This window comes from Streptococcus sp. GMD1S (genome assembly GCF_000296875.1).
GTDB lineage: Bacteria > Bacillota > Bacilli > Lactobacillales > Streptococcaceae > Streptococcus.
The window spans coordinates 16,485-33,653 of sequence record NZ_AJQY01000013.1 but is presented as its reverse complement, the minus strand read 5'-3'; the positions used below and the strand labels follow the sequence as shown (position 1 = coordinate 33,653).

The following is a 17,169-nucleotide window of genomic DNA, read 5'->3' as shown; positions in this document are numbered from 1 at the left end:
TTACCCGACCTAACGATTTAGCAAACCGTCCTCTTCAGCCTCTTGAGTAATTCTCCACTAACACACTAGAATAAATAGGATACAACGAAGGATACAACAAAGGATATAATTTGGAAAAAATCTACTGTATACCTGTTCATAATGGAGCCGGTGGGAGTCGAACCCACGTCCAAACACCTGCCAACATATTTGTCTACAACCATAGGTTATGTATTGTTTTAACAGTCCCTCGACACATAACTCAAGCCTAGGAACTGCGAGTCTATTAATCTCTTATCAAACCACTAGACAAGGCTTGATCGTATCTCGCTAATCATAAGACCTGTCATTGAACACGAGCAATCCAAATCAGGTCACGCCTGCTGGTTTTTAGGCAGCTAGAGCGTAAGAAGTGTTATTTTTTGCAGTTATATTTAACTGAGCGTTTACGTAGCCACACGGGTTGCAAAATATGCCTCATAATGCCTGCGAATCCGTAACGACCCCAGAATGTTAGAACTATTATAACCTATCTTCAAAAAAAATGCAAAATCAAGCCGTTTCTTTAGAAAAGGCACCCTTTTAAGGCTTCTGATAAGGCTTGATAACCGGCTACACTTAGATGGAGACCATCCGTTGTATAGGCTGATTGAAGTTGCCCTTCTGAATCTGTCAAACTATCATAAATCGACACAAAATCTACTTGCATATAGGCGGATGCTAGAGCCTCATAGGCTTGATTCCATTCTCTAATCTTTTCATTGGTTCGGATATAAACAGTCTGCTTGTATCTCTCTCCCTCATTGACTGGCAAAATGGAAAGGAGCTTTATTTGTGACAGCGGATATTCTCGGGCAATCGATTGGATCACACGCTCAAGATTATCCAAGGCTTCATTCATGGGAATATCTTTTCCAATATCATTTGTTCCTATTAGGAGAACAATTTGATCCACAGCATCACCATAAAGATGGGCATCCAAATCCCCTAATAAAAGTCCCGTCTGGTAGCCTCGGATGCCACGATTAACAATCGTCTTGGCAGCTCCCAACAACTCTTGAAGAGGGTAATATTCCACTATCGAATCACCAATAAAGATGATATCTGGCTCTAGAACAGATACTTGATTCAATTCACGATACTTGGTTTGAATTTTTTCCTGCTCCTTTAAGAGCCAATTCTCTAATAACTGTACTGCCACCCTATCCCTCTTTCTCTAACCAATTCTCTAGAACTTGATAAACGCCCGCCTGGCTGTTAGCTGGAGCTAGGGCAGTTGCAACTGCCTTGGCCTCATCATCAGCATTTTCCATAGCATAGGCAATTCCAGCCAGCTCCAACATCTCAACATCATTTTCGCTATCACCAAAAGCCATAATTTGTTCTGATGTCAAATCCCAGCGCTTGAGTAATTCTTCCAATCCCCAAGCCTTGTGAACCCCAGCCTGCAGGATATCGATACAGCCATAACCGCTAGAAACAGCCCTTACACGAGCATCAAAGAGGTCATTGATTTCCTGCAAAACTGAACTAGAACGTTCTTCACCAACAACCATGCTCATCTTTAACACTCCACCGAAGAGGTCAGCTTGCAAGTCTTCCACAAAATTCATTCGTTGATAGAACTTTTCAATCATCTCTGGTGTCATAAATTTTTCTAGGTCTGTAAAAACAGTTCCTTTCTTGACAAAACTCCCATTCATACTAGTGACAACAAATTGATCTCGGCACTCCCTCCCTTTAAAATGAAGGAGAGCCTTGTCAACCATAGCATCATCCCAGGTCTGAGCCTGAAGTAATGTATCATGTTCAAAAATACGCGCCCCATTGGCAACTACTAGAACTACTCTACTCGCCAAGTGTTCTAGTAATTGCCTCATACGGTGAACTTCATTCCCCGTCGCAATGACAAAACGAATATCCCTTTGATCCAACTGATCTAAAATCTTCTCCAAGCGGGGCAGATCTAGCTGCCCTCTCGGGTCTAGCAAGGTTCCATCCATGTCTGTTGCAATCAATTTAATCGTCATTATATCTCCTTTAGGGTGAGCACCTACCACTTCAACCCTACATGTTCATTCATTTCTTTATAGGCCGTGTCAATTCGTTCCTTGGTCGCTTCGTCCAACTGATCACGATGACTGCCCCCCTCAATGAAGTCCTCTAGGATATAGGTCTGATAGAGGAAGAGCGGATAGCCTTCTGGAGAGTAAGTCCCTTTAGGTGTCCGATTGACCCAAGTAGGATGCGCTTTGGCAGTTTCAATCCTTGTCTTGCCATCTTTTTTCTTAATGGTCACATCCATGAGAACACCTCGCTCCGTCCACTTGGCATTTTCCTCATCTTGCATGGTTTCAATGCGTTGATTTGAGAGGAAATTTCCCATGGAATAGATGATCAATTTTTTGTCACCATCCTTTTCAACCGTTTCAGCAGGTTCAACGACGTGAGGATGCCCTCCAAAAATAATATCAGCTCCCCAGTTAATCATCTTATGGTACAGTGTTTTCTGTTCTTCCGTTGGTTCTAATTGGTACTCAATTCCCATCTGAGGCATGATGACAGTAATATCCGCTTCTTGCTCAGCTCGTTCAATTTCTGCCTTCATCTTATCTTCATTCAGGTCAGAAAGATAGCGATTATAATCCTCTTGAGAGATATACTGCTCAATGCCATTAAAGCCATAGGAATAGGCTAGGAGAGCTACTTTGATACCATTGACTTCCTTGATAACTAGTGGAGCTTGGTCTCGGGATTCATGTGTGTAGACTCCTATGGGTGTCATTCCTGCTTTTTCAATAGCTTCTGCTGTCGAAACCACTCCCTCAATTTGAGAATCCAAAATATGATTATGAGCCAAGTCTAGAACTTGATAGCCTGCATCCTTGATAGCATCCATGACTTCTCCAGGTGCATTAAAGAGAGGGTAACCTGCCAAGTAGTGGTCCTTGTTCACCGTTCCTTCAAAATCACCAAGCACTAAATCCGCTTGCTTGAGCCATGGTTTCACATATTCAAAATTTTCGTGGAAATCGTAGCTACCATCTTCTTTCAGAGCTGTTCGGTAGATAGGAATATGGTAGAGAAGGTCACCATTTGCCATGATACGAGCTATCGTTTCGACAGACTGATTTTCCTTAGACTGACCAGACGTTTGAGCAGAATCAACTGTTTGACCACTCGGACTTGTTCCCTTGTTCCCTTGTACTGCTTGGGTCAACAAGTTCAGCCCCATAGCCAAGGAAACTGCAAGCAACAGCACCGTAATAAACTGGGCATTTGTCCAAGATTTATAATTCCTAAAGAAACCAATACTACTCTTCAACAATCCAAAAATAGGACCATGAGACCGTCTATCTTGTCGCTTTTCCATCTTTATTCCCCCCTTGCTTTTACTGCAAGTCTTTTCTTTTATTATACCACAGACAAAAGAGGAATACCGTTTATTATATTATTTTTTAGGAACTTCTGTGACTTTCTTTCTCGCCTATTTTGTGTTATCATGTAGAGGTAATGAAAGGAGAGAAAATGTCTGCTATAGAACGTATTACAAAAGCTGCTCATTTAATTAATATGAACGATATTATCCGTGAGGGGAACCCAACTTTACGCGCGGTTGCTGAGGAGGTCACTTTCCCACTGTCTGACCAGGAAATCATCCTTGGAGAAAAGATGATGCAATTCCTCAAAAATTCTCAGGATCCTGTTATGGCTGAGAAAATGGGCTTGCGTGGTGGTGTTGGATTGGCTGCTCCTCAGTTAGATATCTCAAAACGCATTATCGCTGTTTTAGTGCCAAATATTGTGGAAGAAGGTGAAACTCCTCAGGAAGCCTACGACCTGCAAGCTGTTATGTACAATCCAAAAATCGTCTCTCACTCTGTTCAGGACGCCGCCCTCGGTGAAGGAGAAGGGTGCCTATCTGTCGACCGTGTAGTTCCAGGCTATGTTGTTCGTCATGCCCGCGTCACTGTTGACTACTTTGACAAGGACGGCGAAAAACACCGCATCAAGCTTAAAGGATACAACTCCATCGTTGTCCAACATGAAATTGATCACATCAACGGAATCATGTTCTACGATCGTATCAATGAAAAAGACCCATTTGCAGTTAAAGATGGTTTACTGATTCTTGAATAAAGAAAATCCCGTTGCAAGACGGGGTTTTGTGTTATAATAGAGGCATGAAAACAAATGATATTGTCTATGGCGTCCATGCCGTTACTGAAGCCCTCCTTGAAAATACAGGAAACAAACTCTACCTCCAAGAAGATCTAAGGGGAAAGAATGTTGAGAGAGTCAAGGAACTGGCTGCTGAGAAAAAAGTCTCCATCTCTTGGACCTCAAAAAAATCCCTATCTGAGATGACCGAAGGCGCTGTTCACCAAGGCTTTGTCCTAAGAGTCTCTGAATTTGCCTATAGCGAGCTGGATCACATCCTTGCAAAAACACGCCAAGAAGAAAATCCACTTCTATTGATTCTGGATGGTCTAACTGACCCTCACAACTTAGGTTCTATCTTAAGGACTGCTGATGCGACCAATGTTTCAGGTGTCATCATTCCCAAGCACCGTGCCGTCGGAGTGACTCCTGTCGTTGCCAAAACGGCCACAGGTGCTATTGAGCATGTACCGATTGCGCGAGTGACCAACCTCAGTCAAACTCTAGACAAACTCAAGGATGAAGGCTTCTGGACCTTTGGAACGGATATGAACGGTACTCCTTGCCACAAGTGGAATACAAAAGGAAAAATCGCCCTCATCATCGGAAATGAAGGAAAAGGCATCTCTAGCAACATCAAAAAACAGGTTGATGAGATGATTACCATTCCCATGAATGGACATGTTCAAAGCCTCAATGCCAGTGTTGCTGCAGCCATTCTCATGTACGAAGTTTTCCGAAATAGACTATAAAAAAAGTTTCCAGTCATCTGATTGGAAACTTTTTTATGATTATACTCAATGAAAATCAAAGAGCAAACTAGGAAGCTAGCTTAAGACAGCTCAAAGCACTGCTTTGAGGTTGTGGATAGAACTGACGAAGTCAGTACCCATACCTACGGCAAGGCGAAGCTGACGTGGTTTGAAGAGATTTTCGAAGTGTATTAACTATGTTCTGTAATAAATTTGTAAGCTTCTTGACCAGCGATAGCCCCATCTCCAACTGCTGTTGTTACTTGGCGAAGGTCTTTCTGGCGAACATCTCCAACCGCAAAGATACCGTCAACGGCAGTTTTCATGTGGTTATCTGTCACAATCCAGCCAGCCTGATCTTGAATATTCAAATCTTTGACAAAATCGCTAACGGGATCCAAACCAACATAGATAAAGACACCACCAAAGGCTTGCTCTGTTATTTGACCTGTTTTTACATTTTCAAATACGACAGATTCTACTCGGTTTTCACCTTTGATTTCCTTGACGACAGAGTCCCAGATAAAGTTGACTTTCTCATTAGCAAAGGCACGGTCTTGCAACACCTTTTGGGCACGAAGTTGGTCGCGACGGTGAACAATGGTAACAGTCTTGGCAAAGCGAGTCAAGAAGAGGGCTTCTTCTACCGCTGAATCTCCACCACCGACTACGAGCAAGTCTTGGTCACGGAAGAAAGCTCCATCACAGACTGCACAGTAAGAAACACCACGACTGTTCAGTTCTTCTTCTCCGGGAACTCCCAAAAGACGGTGTTTTGACCCAGTTGCCACGATGACAGTACGGGTTTCGTAAACTTGATCATCAGTGATTACCTTCTTATAGTCACCCTTGTCTTCAATATTTTCAACATAGCCATAAAGATGCTCTACTCCAAGGTTTTCAAGTGGTTCAAACATCTTTTCAGCCAATTCAGGTCCACTGATATTGGCATAACCTGGATAGTTTTCGATATCAGATGTGTTATTCATTTGCCCGCCTGGCAGACCACCTTCAATCAAGCCTACTTTCAGATTGCTTCGAGCAGCATATAAGGCAGCGGTCATTCCCGCAGGTCCAGCACCGACAATAATCGTATCGTACATTTCGATTCCTTCTTTCTTGTTGTAACTATCTTTATTCTAACTTATTCTTGCTAGTCACGCAAGGATTATGCCTTGAAAACCAAGAGCAAACTCATGACGGCAAAGGATAACACCGGAACGACCAAAACTCCAATCATAATCATATCATAGAGATGAGCTTGACGAGCCTTGGCTGTCTTGTCCACACCAGACATGGCTCTCAATCCAATCCAAATCCCCAGAAAAATCACGACAAGGATGGTCGTTAAGATCAAACTCTCGAAATATAAAGAAAACAGTTGCAGCAGCATGATCTCTCTCGTTTCTATCTTTTTTAAAGAGTAAACTCAGCTAGTCCAACTAACTGAGTTTTCCTTTTTCTATTATATCAAATATAAGTCCGTTTGTAACTAGCGAAGAATTCTTTTGTCCGTTCTTCTTTTGGATGATTGATGATTTCATCCGGTGTGCCAGACTCGATGATTTTCCCTTTATCTAGGAATAAAACCTTATCTGCCACTTGGGTTACAAAAGACATATCGTGACTGACCAAAATCATGGTCTGACCTGACTTGGCAGCATCTGCAATAGATTTTTCTACCTCACCGACCAATTCTGGGTCTAGAGCTGAAGTGGGTTCGTCCAAGAGCAAGACATCTGGTTTCATAGCAAGCGCACGCGCGAGGGCAACCCGTTGCTTTTGTCCACCTGATAAGTGGCGAGGGTAATGGTTTTCACGATCAGAAAGCCCAACCTTAGCCAACTCTTCCTTGGCGATTTTTGTTGCTTCCTCGTCGGATAATTTTTTAACAACAACCAAACCTTCCTTGACATTGTCAAGAGCTGTTCGGCGTTCAAACAAATTAAACTGTTGGAAAACCATAGACAACTTGCGACGAAGGGTTAGGATTTCTTCTTGGCTAATCTGAGAAAAATCAACTTTAAAATTGTCAATCTGAATCGTTCCACTATCTGGAGTTTCAAGATAGTTCAAACTACGAAGAAAGGTTGATTTCCCAGCTCCAGATGAACCAATCAAGGCCACTACCTCCCCTTTTTGGATATCCAAGTCCAGATGATCCAAGACAGTTTGTCCTGAAAAGGATTTGCTTAAATTCGAAATCTTAATCATTAACGAAGGTCTCCTTTCACATCTGTAGACACTGTATCAGGTGCTGAGATAGCCATTTTTCTCTCGATGAAACGACCGAGGCTTTCAATTCCAATATTGACTACCCAATAAACAAGGGCAACAGAGATGAAGCGTTCAAAATAGCGATAATCGGCTCCACCCAAAATCTGAGCTTGGGCAAAGACTTCCACAACACCCGCACTAAAGGCTAGAGATGTTCCCTTGGTCAAACCGATAAGGGAGTTAATCAAAGTCGGCGTCGCTACCACCGCCGCATTTGGAATAATCACGCGACGGTAAACTTGCGCACGAGTCATACCCAAACTACGTGCCGCCTCAATTTCACCTGGATTAACAGAAAGGATGGCTGCACGAATCGTTTCACTTGCATAAGCCGCCTCATTAAAAGCAAAGGCCACAATCGCAAAAAGCGCTGCTGGAATCGCATTGATATTGAAACCAGTCCCCCATTGTTGGTTGATAGCTTTCAGTGCCAAAGGAATTCCGTAGTAGGTCAACATAAGTTGAACTAGGATTGGAGTACCTTTTAAGAAGCTAACGAAAAAGGCCTGCAAGGGATATAGAATTTTAACACGATTGATCTTAACAATGGCAAAAATCAAGGCAAGTAGCAAACCAAAGAGTGCACCTCCAAGCGTCAACATCAAGGTTGTAGGCAGTTGTTGGACAATCCTTGGAATTCCATCAAAGACCGAACGCAAACTAAAGAGTTTACCATCCGGAATGAGTTGCATCAAACTTTGGTACCAATCTGATGCTAAAAATGTTGTAACAGTCATAAAAACATCCTCTCCTGATAATGATTCATTCTATCATACTTCTGCTCGCAAGCAAATTATTTGCTACGGGCTACTCAGACTTTGTCTATCTTCTAGTTTATCACACTTTAAAACAGGGAGGCTATATATTTTACCTATCAAGGAGATAAATAAAAACTATCTCAAACCTAAGTTCTCATAGGGTTTTCTATAGCCGATTTGTTTAACAGCACCATTCTCCACCAAAATTGGACGTTTCAATAACATACCATCACTCGCTAGAAGCTTGGCTGCTTCTTGTTTTGACAAACTTCCCACCTTATCTTTTAGGCCCAGTTCGCGGTATTTGATCCCGCTGGTATTGAAAAATTGTTTCACTTCAAAACCGGAAGTTTCCAACCAGTTTAAAATCACGTCTTCACTTGGTGTTTCTTCTACGATGTGGACAGCTTTATAGTTCACACCGAGTTGGTCTAGTTCATTTTTTGCTTTCTTACAAGTTGAACATTTTGGGTATTCGATAAATTCTAACATCTTCTTTTCTTTCTATTTTTTATTTTCTTGAAATGCTGCACCTTCATGTTGCAAGAGCCAGGCTTTCTTTTCGACTCCAGATGCATAGCCTGTCAGACGATTGCCTGACCCCAGCACACGATGACAGGGTACTAGTATGGACCAAGGATTGCGCCCCACTGCTCCACCAATCGCTTGGGCAGAAGCCACTTGCAAGTCTTGAGCTATTTGTCCATAAGTTACTGTCTGACCATAAGGAATAGCCTGTAAATAAGTCCAGACTCGCTTTTCAAAATCTGTTCCAATAGGAGCCAAAGGTAAGTCTGATAGATCCTGAACACTGCCTTCGAAATAGGTATCTAAATAGGAAATAACCTGGTCTAGGACAGGATGTTTCTTAACTACTTCTATACTATCTCCAGCGATTCCCCTCTCAAAATGAGTTTGATCCTGTACCCAAATTCCATACAGATATTGCTTGTCAGCAACTAAGGATAAGGTTCCAATTGGCGACAGATAGAGCATTTTTGCGTACTTATTCTGATTCATTTTTTTAATTTCTGATAGGCCAAACGTTCCCCATCAACTGGAACTTTACCAACCTGTTGGAAGCCTAGCTTTTCAAAGATATGCTGCATAGCCTTGTTTTCTGCATGCGTATCTGAACGAAAATCTAGATAATCAAAACCTTCAATCAAGCCTTCTAGGAAAGTCTGAGCAACACCTTGTCCTTGGACATCTGCTGCAACAGCGATACGGTGAAAGACCAGATATTCTGATTCTCCCCCCTGCCAACTCCCTTCATAAATGGCTTCATAGGATTTCTCTGGGCTCTTGGTCACAGCAGCATAAGCTAGCAGTTCTCCCTCTTCCAAGGCAACATAAGCTTGACCTGAAATAATATCATCGATAATAACCTCGGCATTTGGATAGCCATTTTGCCACTGGTCACTACCGGCATCTGCTAAACATTTCTTGGCTTCCTCCATCACCTGCATAATCGCATCTACTTCGTTTGGAAAAGCTAAACGAATCTCCATCTTTTCCCCTCATTTCTAACTAGTTTCTCTCATCATAGCATAATTTAAAGCTTTCTACAAGTAGTTGAAACTTGACTTTTTTTTTTTATTATTTTATAATCTAGTTATTAAAACTAGATAAAAAGGAGTTGGAAATGAATTCTAACTTTTCCTACCCAAAATGGGAAGACATTCCAAATATTGACCTCTATCTGGATCAGGTTTTGCTTTATGTCAATCAAGTCTGTGCCCCTATCTCTCCAGATAAAGACAAGGGACTAACAGCATCCATGGTCAATAACTATGTCAAACATGGTTACCTGACAAAGCCGGATAAGAAAAAATACCAACGCAAACAGATTGCACGTTTGATTGCTATTACTACTCTCAAGTCTGTCTTTTCGATCCAAGAAATCGCTCAGACCCTCAATACTCTGCAAACTCAAGCGAGCTCAGACCAGCTCTACGATGCTTTTGTGGACTACATGAACGATGGGATCGATCCAGAAAATCCGATTATCCAAACTAGCTGTCAAACGGTTAAACTCTATCATCAAACTCTAGACTTAATCCTTATCAAAGAAGAGGAGGAAATCCAATGAATACCAGTCTAAAACTCAGTAAAAAGCTCAGTTTTGGAGAGGAAATTGCTAATAGCGTGACCCATGCTGTGGGTGCCGTTATCATGCTCATCCTACTCCCTATTTCATCCACCTATAGTTATGAAGCACATGGATTTTTATCATCTTTTGGGGTTTCTATCTTTGTTATCAGTCTATTTCTCATGTTTCTCTCGTCAACCATTTACCACTCTATGGCCTATGGTTCGACCCACAAATACGTCTTGCGAATCATCGACCACTCTATGATTTATGTGGCTATCGCAGGCTCTTATACGCCAGTCGTATTGACCTTGATGAATAACTGGTTTGGCTATCTGATTATTGCCATTCAGTGGGGAACGACCATTTTCGGCATCCTCTATAAAATCTTTGCTAAAAAGGTCAATGAAAAATTCAGCCTTGCCCTTTATTTGATCATGGGCTGGTTAGTTCTAGCTATCATTCCTGCCATTATCAGCCAAACAACTCCAATTTTCTGGAGCCTCATGGTAACTGGTGGACTCTGTTATACAGTTGGAGCTGGATTTTACGCTAAGAAAAAACCTTATTTCCACATGATCTGGCATCTCTTTATCCTAGCTGCGTCCGCACTCCAATATATCGCTATTGTTTATTTCATGTAAAAAAGTTGAGAATCTTTTCTCAACTTTTTTCTTTACACATATTGATAAAGTACTGGTGCAAGCGAGCATCATCTGTCAATTCTGGATGAAAAGAAGTTACCAGCATATTCTGTTCTTGCGCAGCAACGATTTGGTTATTCACTACTGCCAGAACATCAACATCCTTACCAACTTCACTAATAATCGGACCTCGAATAAAGGTCATGGGAATCTGACCGACTCCCTTACATTCTGCCTCCGTATAGAAACTTCCTAGTTGGCGTCCATAAGCATTACGCTCTACTACTATATCCATAGTCGCTAGATGACTTTCTTCCTGAGAAGTGATTTCCTTAGTCAGCAAAATCAACCCTGCACAGGTCCCAAAAACGGGTAATCCAGATAGAATGGCTTCTCGGATGGGAATCAACATCTGTTGGTCACGCAAGAGCTTGCCCATGGTTGTAGACTCACCGCCAGGTAATATCAAACCGGACAAGTCACTCTGATGTTGTTGAAAATCATCTAAATTTCTGATTTCGACACTAACAACACCTAACTTTTCTAGCACTTTTGCATGTTCTGCAAAGGCACCTTGCAAGGCTAATATTCCGATTTTCATCTATTTTCCTCGCTCTGCCATAAGAATTTGGATTTCATTCTCATTGATACCAACCATGGCTTCCCCTAGGTCTTCAGAGATTTGAGCCAAAATTTGAGGATTTTGGTAGTTGGTTACAGCTTTGACAATGGCACTTGCTCGTTTAACAGGGTCTCCTGACTTGAAAATACCTGAACCGACAAAGACGCCCTCTGCCCCCAGTTGCATCATCAATGCCGCATCTGCTGGCGTTGCAACACCTCCAGCTGCAAAGTTTACAACTGGCAACTTACCATGTTCGTGGACATATTGAACCAATTCAATAGGGACTTGCAAGTCCTTAGCAGCCACATAGAGCTCGTCCTCACGTAGGTTTTGAATACGGCGAATTTCTTGATTCATCATACGCATATGACGAACGGCTTGAACGATATCTCCTGTTCCTGGTTCTCCTTTTGTCCGAATCATGGAAGCTCCCTCAGCGATACGACGCAAGGCTTCACCCAAATCCTTGGCACCACAGACAAAAGGAACTTGGAATTCTTTCTTGTCCACATGGAAACGGTCGTCAGCTGGAGAAAGCACTTCACTCTCATCGATATAGTCAATCTCAATAGCCTCTAAAATCTGAGCTTCAACAAAATGCCCAATTCTGACCTTGGCCATTACTGGAATGCTGACAGCTTCTTGGATTTCCTTAATCATCTTTGGGTCGCTCATACGGGAAACCCCACCAGCTGCACGAATATCAGCTGGAATCCGTTCCAAGGCCATAACAGCTGCCGCACCAGCAGCCTCTGCGATACGAGCCTGTTCAGGGTTCTGAACGTCCATGATAACCCCACCTTTGAGCATCTGTGCCAAGTTTTTATTTAGTTCATAACGATTTTCAGTCATTTCTTTATCCTCATCATTTGTATTAGTAGCTACCATTTCATTTTAAGCCAGATTAGAATGAAGTACAAGATAGAAAAACAATAATTGTCTGGGTACAGTAATATAAAAAACTATCTGACCTTAATTTAAGGCCAGATAGCTCAGCTATTGTTATTTTTCAGCTGTAAGTGCAGCCATTGTAATGTAGTTGTATGGTTTGTTGAAATGTGGCAAGAAGAATAGGTCTGTCAATGCCAATTTATCAATCGTTACATGCTCTTGGATAGCAAGTGAGAACATGTGGATTCCCATACTGATAGCAGCATCATGTGAAACCATTTGTGCACCAAGGATTTCGCGGCTGTCTTTGTCAAAAACAATCTTGATGGCAACTTCGTGGTTGTCATGCTTCATAAATTCTGGTTTTTGAAGATCGTTAAAGCCAGTTTCAGTTGCATTGTAACCTGCTGCTTTTGCTTTTTCAAGAGTCAAACCAGTTGAAACCATGTGAAGACCATAGATTGAAATACCGTTTGATCCTTGCACACCGATTCCTTCCAATTCATGTCCACAAGCGTTATAAGCACCAACGATACCAGTACGTACAGCGTTAGATGCAAGAGCGATGTAGCTTGTATCTTTACGAGCATTGTCATAAACAGTCGCACAGTCACCAACAGCGTATACACCTGGGATAGATGTTTCTTGTTTCTTGTCTACAAGGAAGGCACCGTTGCGGAAAAGTTCAATCTTACCATCTGCAAGAGCTGTGTTTGGACGGAAACCAACAGCAAGAACCACCATATCCACATCAAATGTTTCTTTGTCTGTTACCAGGCGTTCAACTTTACCATCACCTTGGATGGCTTTAACTGTTTGACCAAGTGCCAAGCGGATGTTATGGTCTTCCAAGTTTTTCGCCATCATTTGGGTAAAGTCTTTGTCATAGTAGCCGTTCAAAACAGTGTCTACGATATCAACAAGCACCACTTCTTTTCCAAGACGTTCGAAAGCTTCAGCCAGCTCAACACCGATGTAACCACCACCAACAACGGCAATGCGCTCAAGGTGTTTGCTCTTGTCAGCAAGTTTTTCGATGACTTCTTCTGCATTTTGGTACAACTTAACAAATTGAACATTTTCAAGTGTTGCTTTGAATTCTCGGTTACCCTTAACGATTTCAACACCTTCGATTGGAGGCAAGATTGGAGTTGAACCAGTTGCAAAGATTAATTTATCATAAGACTCTTTGTGTTCTTTACCTTCAACTTCAGCAGTCACAACTTTGTTATCGTAGTCAATTGAAAGAACTGGTGAGTTCATGTAAATTTTAGCACCTTTTGCTTCCAATTTTTCTTTATCAGAGTAGAAGAGACCTTCTGGGCCATCAATTTGTTCCCCGATCCAAAGCGCCATTCCACAACCAAGGAATGAAATATTTGAGTTTTGGTCAAATACTACGATTTCGTTCTCATGACCAAAGTTATCCAACATCGTATTAATACAAGCTGTACCAGCGTGGTTAGCACCAACTACAACGATTTTACTCATAGAAAAATTCCTACCTTTAATTTTTGATTTACTTTTCTAGTATATCATTTACTGTTAGCGTTTACAAGACATTTGCTCAGAATTCTCTTTTTTTCAGAAAAAAATACACTTAATATTAACAAACCTTATTTTTCTATCGTTTTCATTCTAATTTTGAGCATATTTCTTGACTTTTTGTCAAAATCCATTTGTGAAAACGCTGACTTTATGGTATGCTAGTTACATGGAAATAAAATGTAAGGGGTTTAATTTTTCTTTAACCAACTTATATTGAATGATTTCCTATGAAAAGAAAGGAGCTGGTAGCTTGCCTCTTCATTCACGTTCTGAACGGCTAATGGGAACAACTATCACGATTTCATTAGTAGATGAGCGGGCAGAAATCCTGCTTCAGGGCGCTTTTGACTTGCTTAAGGAGCTCGAATACCGCTTCAACGCCAATAGTCAAGAATCCGAACTGATGGAAATCAACTACCAGGCTGGAATCACACCTGTTAAGGTTCATCCTGACCTATTTGAACTGATTGCTCTTGGACTAGAGCACAGCCTAGCTCCCTCTAGCCATCTAAATATCAGTATCGGTCCCTTGATTCAAACCTGGCGAATCGGCTTTGCAGATGCACGACTTCCAGAGTTAAACGAAATCGAAGCTGTCTTGCCTCTAGTTAACCCGCATTTTATCAAGTTGGATCCGACTAACTTTACTATTTTTTTAGAGAAGAAAGGAATGAAGCTTGATTTAGGTTGTTTAGCCAAGGGCTATAGTGCAGATAAGGTTGCCCAGTATTTGAAAACACACGGTGTCACCTCTGCCTTGATCAACCTCGGAGGAAATATCCTCACCATCGGGAATAACCAAGCCAAAGAAGGGAAAGCCTGGCAGATTGGGATTCAAGATCCGCGAAATCCTCGTGGCAATCATCTCCTAACCATTCCTGCTTCTAACAAATCCGTTGTCACTTCAGGTATCTATGAACGCCACCTGACAGTAGATGGAAAAGACTACCACCATATCTTTGATAGTAAGACAGGATTTCCTGTCGAAACCGATCTTGCTAGCCTAACGATTGTCTCTGATAAATCCGTTGATGGTGAGATATGGACAACACGCCTTTTCGGAGAACGAAGCGCTTCTATCCTCTGGCAAGTCGAAAGTATAGATGGGATTGAAGCCATCCTCATCGACAAAGAGGGACGCCTTGCATGTTCTTCAGGCCTTCAAAATTGTATTATGTAAAAAGAGAAAGGAAATCTCATGCTAAAACTTATTGCCATTGTTGGAACGAACTCTAAACGTTCTACAAACCGCCAATTGCTCCAATACATGCAAAAACACTTTGCTGATAAAGCTGAAATTGAACTCGTTGAAATCAAGGATATCCCTGTTTTCAACAAACCTGCAGATAAACTTCTTCCCGCTGAAATTCTTGAAATTGCAGCTAAAATTGAAGAGGCTGATGGTGTGATTATCGGTACTCCTGAGTACGACCACTCTATCCCTGCAGTTTTGATGAGCGCTCTTGCTTGGCTATCTTACGGTATCTACCCACTTTTGAACAAACCAATCATGATCACTGGTGCTTCTTACGGTACACTTGGTTCATCTCGTGCCCAATTGCAACTTCGTCAAATCTTGAACGCTCCTGAAATCAAGGCAAATGTTCTACCAGATGAATTCTTGCTTTCACACTCTCTTCAAGCATTTAACCCAAGTGGCGACTTGGTTGACCTTGACGTCATCAAGAAATTGGATGCCATCTTTGATGACTTCCGTATCTTTGTGAAAATTACTGAAAAATTGCGCAATGCACAAGAATTGCTTCGCAAAGATGCTGAAGAATTTGACTGGGAAAATTTGTAAGATAGGAGACCGAAAGAATGAAATTTGTTGGACTTGTTGGATCAAACTACGATCAATCATATAACCGCAAACTCTTGGAATTTATTCGTCGCAATTTCAAATTCAAATTTGAATTAGAAGTCCTTGAAATCGACGAAGTTCCAATGTTTAACCAAGACGAAAAATGGGACGAAAGCTTCCAATTGCGTTTCTTGTATAACAAGATTACACGTGCTGATGGTGTTATTATCGCTACTCCTGAGCACAACCACACTATCTCAGCTTCACTTAAATCTGTACTCGAATGGCTTTCATACGAAGTTCATCCATTTGAAAACAAACCTGTTATGATTGTGGGTGCATCATACTATGACCAAGGAACATCACGTGCCCAAGTTCACCTTCGTAAAATCCTTGATGCTCCAGGTGTTAATGCCTACACGCTTCCAGGTAACGAATTCCTTCTTGGTAAAGCCAAAGAAGCTTTTGATAACAATGGAAACATCACCAACGAAGGAACTGTTAAATTCCTTGAAACTTGCTTAGATAACTTTGTTAAATACGTAGGAGTCGTTTCGAAATTGAAAAAACCAAAACCAATCGAACCAGAAGACTTGGATTGTGGAAAACCAATTGCTACAACCATTACAGAAGTTGATCCTGACGATCCAGAATGGGTAGAAAAAGTTGCAGCAATCACTGGAGCTGTTTCTGGTGATACCTATGTCAAATTGGACCACGGTATCCTGACAGTTAACCAAATTGATATGTTCTTGAAAGCTATGCCATTTGAATTGACATACGCTGACGACAACAACCAATTCCTCTACTACAACAACGCTCACCAAGATCCAGACACCATGTTCGCTAAACGTGTACCACCTCAATCAGGTAGCCGTATGTCGACTGTTCATGGATCCCTCCCACCAGCACGTATGAAGAACGTAGAGTGGGTTATCGGAACACTTCGCAACGGAAACCAAGAATACGTTCGTACGATTGTTCCAGGTTCTCCTGCAGGTGTCATCAACACCCACAACTACCAAGCAATGTACTATCCTGATGGATCATACGCTGGAATCAATGAAATCGTCTTTAACTTCCAACCATGGCTTGACTGGTACCTAAAAGAGACTGGTCAACGTTTGGTAGGTGGTAGCGGACCATTTGCCCCTACTGCCGGAGGTCATGGAGACGCCGATGCTACTTCTGGCGCTTCTGATTCAGGGGATGCTGGAGGCCACGGTGGTGACGCAGACGCTACTTCTGGTGCAAGCAACTAAGAAACCCAAAAGGAGCCATTTGGCTCCTTCTTTTTTATTACAACAGAAAAGGGGAATGTAAATCATCTACACCCCCTTTCATTTTATGAGTTAGGATCATCTATACTACGGCCGTGCAAACCTTTTTCACGTTGTACCTGACGTAGTTTTTCTGGTGTGACGTCATTGCCTTCCTCGTCCACAATTTTGATTCCCTCGATGTGGTGACGAACAGAACGACGATAACCTTCGATGTACTCCTCACGAAGTTTAGCTTGTTCCACTTTTTCAGCAGAAGTTAAGCCTTCTGTTTTTTTCTTTTTGGCAAGCTCGTTGATACGAGCGATTTTTTTCGGATCCATTTCTTCTCCTTTGTGATAAGATACAGTCCGTTTGA

Annotated in this window: 21 protein-coding genes and 1 other RNA gene; 7 read left to right on the top strand and 15 right to left on the bottom strand. The window is 41.9% G+C overall.

Annotation, left to right across the window (positions count from 1 at the left end; genetic code table 11):
* Positions 1-139 precede the first annotated feature (139 nt).
* From ssrA to GMD1S_RS11625, 4 genes are all read right to left on the bottom strand, one after another.
* Positions 140-486, bottom strand: a transfer-messenger RNA (tmRNA) gene (ssrA, locus tag GMD1S_RS11630).
* A gap of 58 nt (positions 487-544) precedes the next feature.
* A complete protein-coding gene (locus GMD1S_RS03270) occupies positions 545-1,180 on the bottom strand; it encodes an SGNH/GDSL hydrolase family protein (RefSeq protein WP_000290635.1) in 636 nt (211 codons plus the stop codon).
* Position 1,181: 1 nt separating this feature from the next.
* Entirely contained in the window at positions 1,182-2,009 is an 828-nt protein-coding gene (locus GMD1S_RS03265; RefSeq protein ID WP_000152912.1) for a Cof-type HAD-IIB family hydrolase, read from the bottom strand.
* Between the two features lie 23 nt (positions 2,010-2,032).
* A complete protein-coding gene (locus GMD1S_RS11625) occupies positions 2,033-3,352 on the bottom strand; it encodes a CapA family protein (RefSeq protein ID WP_000415542.1) in 1,320 nt (439 codons plus the stop codon).
* Positions 3,353-3,507: 155 nt separating this feature from the next.
* Between GMD1S_RS11625 and def the strand changes: the two genes are divergently transcribed.
* Together def and rlmB are read left to right on the top strand one after the other, a co-directional pair.
* The gene (gene def / locus GMD1S_RS03250; RefSeq protein ID WP_001272964.1) at positions 3,508-4,119 is read left to right on the top strand and encodes a peptide deformylase; all 612 of its coding nucleotides are present in this window, start codon (positions 3,508-3,510) and stop codon (positions 4,117-4,119) included.
* Positions 4,120-4,163: 44 nt separating this feature from the next.
* Positions 4,164-4,892: a 23S rRNA (guanosine(2251)-2'-O)-methyltransferase RlmB gene (rlmB, locus tag GMD1S_RS03245; protein ID WP_000855767.1), complete on the top strand. Its 729-nt coding sequence runs from the start codon at positions 4,164-4,166 to the stop codon at positions 4,890-4,892.
* A gap of 191 nt (positions 4,893-5,083) precedes the next feature.
* Here rlmB and trxB read toward each other — a convergent pair whose 3' ends face one another.
* The 7 genes from trxB to GMD1S_RS03210 form a co-directional block, all read right to left on the bottom strand.
* Positions 5,084-5,995, bottom strand: coding sequence for a thioredoxin-disulfide reductase (gene trxB / locus GMD1S_RS03240; RefSeq protein WP_000272347.1), 912 nt, complete (start codon positions 5,993-5,995; stop codon positions 5,084-5,086).
* Between the two features lie 65 nt (positions 5,996-6,060).
* Positions 6,061-6,285 (bottom strand): DUF4059 family protein, encoded by a 225-nt coding sequence (locus GMD1S_RS03235; protein WP_000926603.1) that lies wholly within the window; start codon positions 6,283-6,285, stop codon positions 6,061-6,063.
* A 77-nt stretch (positions 6,286-6,362) separates the two neighbouring features.
* The gene (locus GMD1S_RS03230) at positions 6,363-7,106 is read right to left on the bottom strand and encodes an amino acid ABC transporter ATP-binding protein (RefSeq protein WP_000590976.1); all 744 of its coding nucleotides are present in this window, start codon (positions 7,104-7,106) and stop codon (positions 6,363-6,365) included.
* Entirely contained in the window at positions 7,106-7,906 is an 801-nt protein-coding gene (locus tag GMD1S_RS03225; RefSeq protein WP_000219162.1) for an amino acid ABC transporter permease, read from the bottom strand. The genes GMD1S_RS03230 and GMD1S_RS03225 overlap by 1 nt, the downstream gene beginning before the upstream one ends.
* Before the next feature lie 156 nt (positions 7,907-8,062).
* Positions 8,063-8,419, bottom strand: a complete 357-nt coding sequence (locus tag GMD1S_RS03220; protein ID WP_000889081.1) for an arsenate reductase family protein — start codon at positions 8,417-8,419, stop codon at positions 8,063-8,065.
* A gap of 12 nt (positions 8,420-8,431) precedes the next feature.
* On the bottom strand, positions 8,432-8,947 hold the full coding sequence (locus GMD1S_RS03215; RefSeq protein ID WP_001075139.1) for a methylated-DNA--[protein]-cysteine S-methyltransferase: 516 nt from the start codon (positions 8,945-8,947) through the stop codon (positions 8,432-8,434).
* Positions 8,944-9,438: a GNAT family N-acetyltransferase gene (locus tag GMD1S_RS03210; protein WP_000405854.1), complete on the bottom strand. Its 495-nt coding sequence runs from the start codon at positions 9,436-9,438 to the stop codon at positions 8,944-8,946. The genes GMD1S_RS03215 and GMD1S_RS03210 overlap by 4 nt, the downstream gene beginning before the upstream one ends.
* 134 nt (positions 9,439-9,572) lie before the next feature.
* Between GMD1S_RS03210 and GMD1S_RS03205 the strand changes: the two genes are divergently transcribed.
* Both GMD1S_RS03205 and GMD1S_RS03200 read left to right on the top strand, forming a co-directional pair.
* Entirely contained in the window at positions 9,573-10,019 is a 447-nt protein-coding gene (locus GMD1S_RS03205) for a DUF1836 domain-containing protein (protein WP_001087577.1), read from the top strand.
* Positions 10,016-10,663: a PAQR family membrane homeostasis protein TrhA gene (locus tag GMD1S_RS03200; protein ID WP_001097971.1), complete on the top strand. Its 648-nt coding sequence runs from the start codon at positions 10,016-10,018 to the stop codon at positions 10,661-10,663. Before GMD1S_RS03205 ends, GMD1S_RS03200 begins: the two co-directional genes overlap by 4 nt.
* Positions 10,664-10,682: 19 nt before the next feature.
* On the opposite strand, the gene pdxT is transcribed toward GMD1S_RS03200, so the two are convergent.
* The 3 genes from pdxT to nox all read right to left on the bottom strand — a co-directional run bounded on the left by pdxT (position 10,683) and on the right by nox (position 13,670).
* Entirely contained in the window at positions 10,683-11,264 is a 582-nt protein-coding gene (pdxT, locus tag GMD1S_RS03195) for a pyridoxal 5'-phosphate synthase glutaminase subunit PdxT (RefSeq protein ID WP_000689957.1), read from the bottom strand.
* Positions 11,265-12,140 (bottom strand): pyridoxal 5'-phosphate synthase lyase subunit PdxS, encoded by an 876-nt coding sequence (gene pdxS, locus GMD1S_RS03190; RefSeq protein ID WP_000138514.1) that lies wholly within the window; start codon positions 12,138-12,140, stop codon positions 11,265-11,267. It abuts the gene before it with no gap.
* A 150-nt stretch (positions 12,141-12,290) separates the two neighbouring features.
* Positions 12,291-13,670, bottom strand: a complete 1,380-nt coding sequence (nox, locus tag GMD1S_RS03185; RefSeq protein WP_000036760.1) for a H2O-forming NADH oxidase — start codon at positions 13,668-13,670, stop codon at positions 12,291-12,293.
* 307 nt (positions 13,671-13,977) lie between these two features.
* Between nox and GMD1S_RS03180 the strand changes: the two genes are divergently transcribed.
* The 3 genes from GMD1S_RS03180 to GMD1S_RS03170 are packed head-to-tail and all read left to right on the top strand — an operon-like array spanning position 13,978 to position 16,793.
* Entirely contained in the window at positions 13,978-14,907 is a 930-nt protein-coding gene (locus tag GMD1S_RS03180; protein ID WP_008284369.1) for an FAD:protein FMN transferase, read from the top strand.
* Between the two features lie 18 nt (positions 14,908-14,925).
* Complete coding sequence (locus tag GMD1S_RS03175; RefSeq protein WP_000915930.1) at positions 14,926-15,531, top strand: NADPH-dependent FMN reductase; 606 nt, start codon at positions 14,926-14,928, stop codon at positions 15,529-15,531.
* A gap of 17 nt (positions 15,532-15,548) precedes the next feature.
* Positions 15,549-16,793: an NAD(P)H-dependent oxidoreductase gene (locus tag GMD1S_RS03170; protein WP_000673674.1), complete on the top strand. Its 1,245-nt coding sequence runs from the start codon at positions 15,549-15,551 to the stop codon at positions 16,791-16,793.
* A gap of 83 nt (positions 16,794-16,876) precedes the next feature.
* Here GMD1S_RS03170 and GMD1S_RS03165 read toward each other — a convergent pair whose 3' ends face one another.
* On the bottom strand, positions 16,877-17,134 hold the full coding sequence (locus GMD1S_RS03165; RefSeq protein ID WP_000371290.1) for a DUF896 family protein: 258 nt from the start codon (positions 17,132-17,134) through the stop codon (positions 16,877-16,879).
* Between the last annotated feature and the right edge of the window lie 35 nt (positions 17,135-17,169).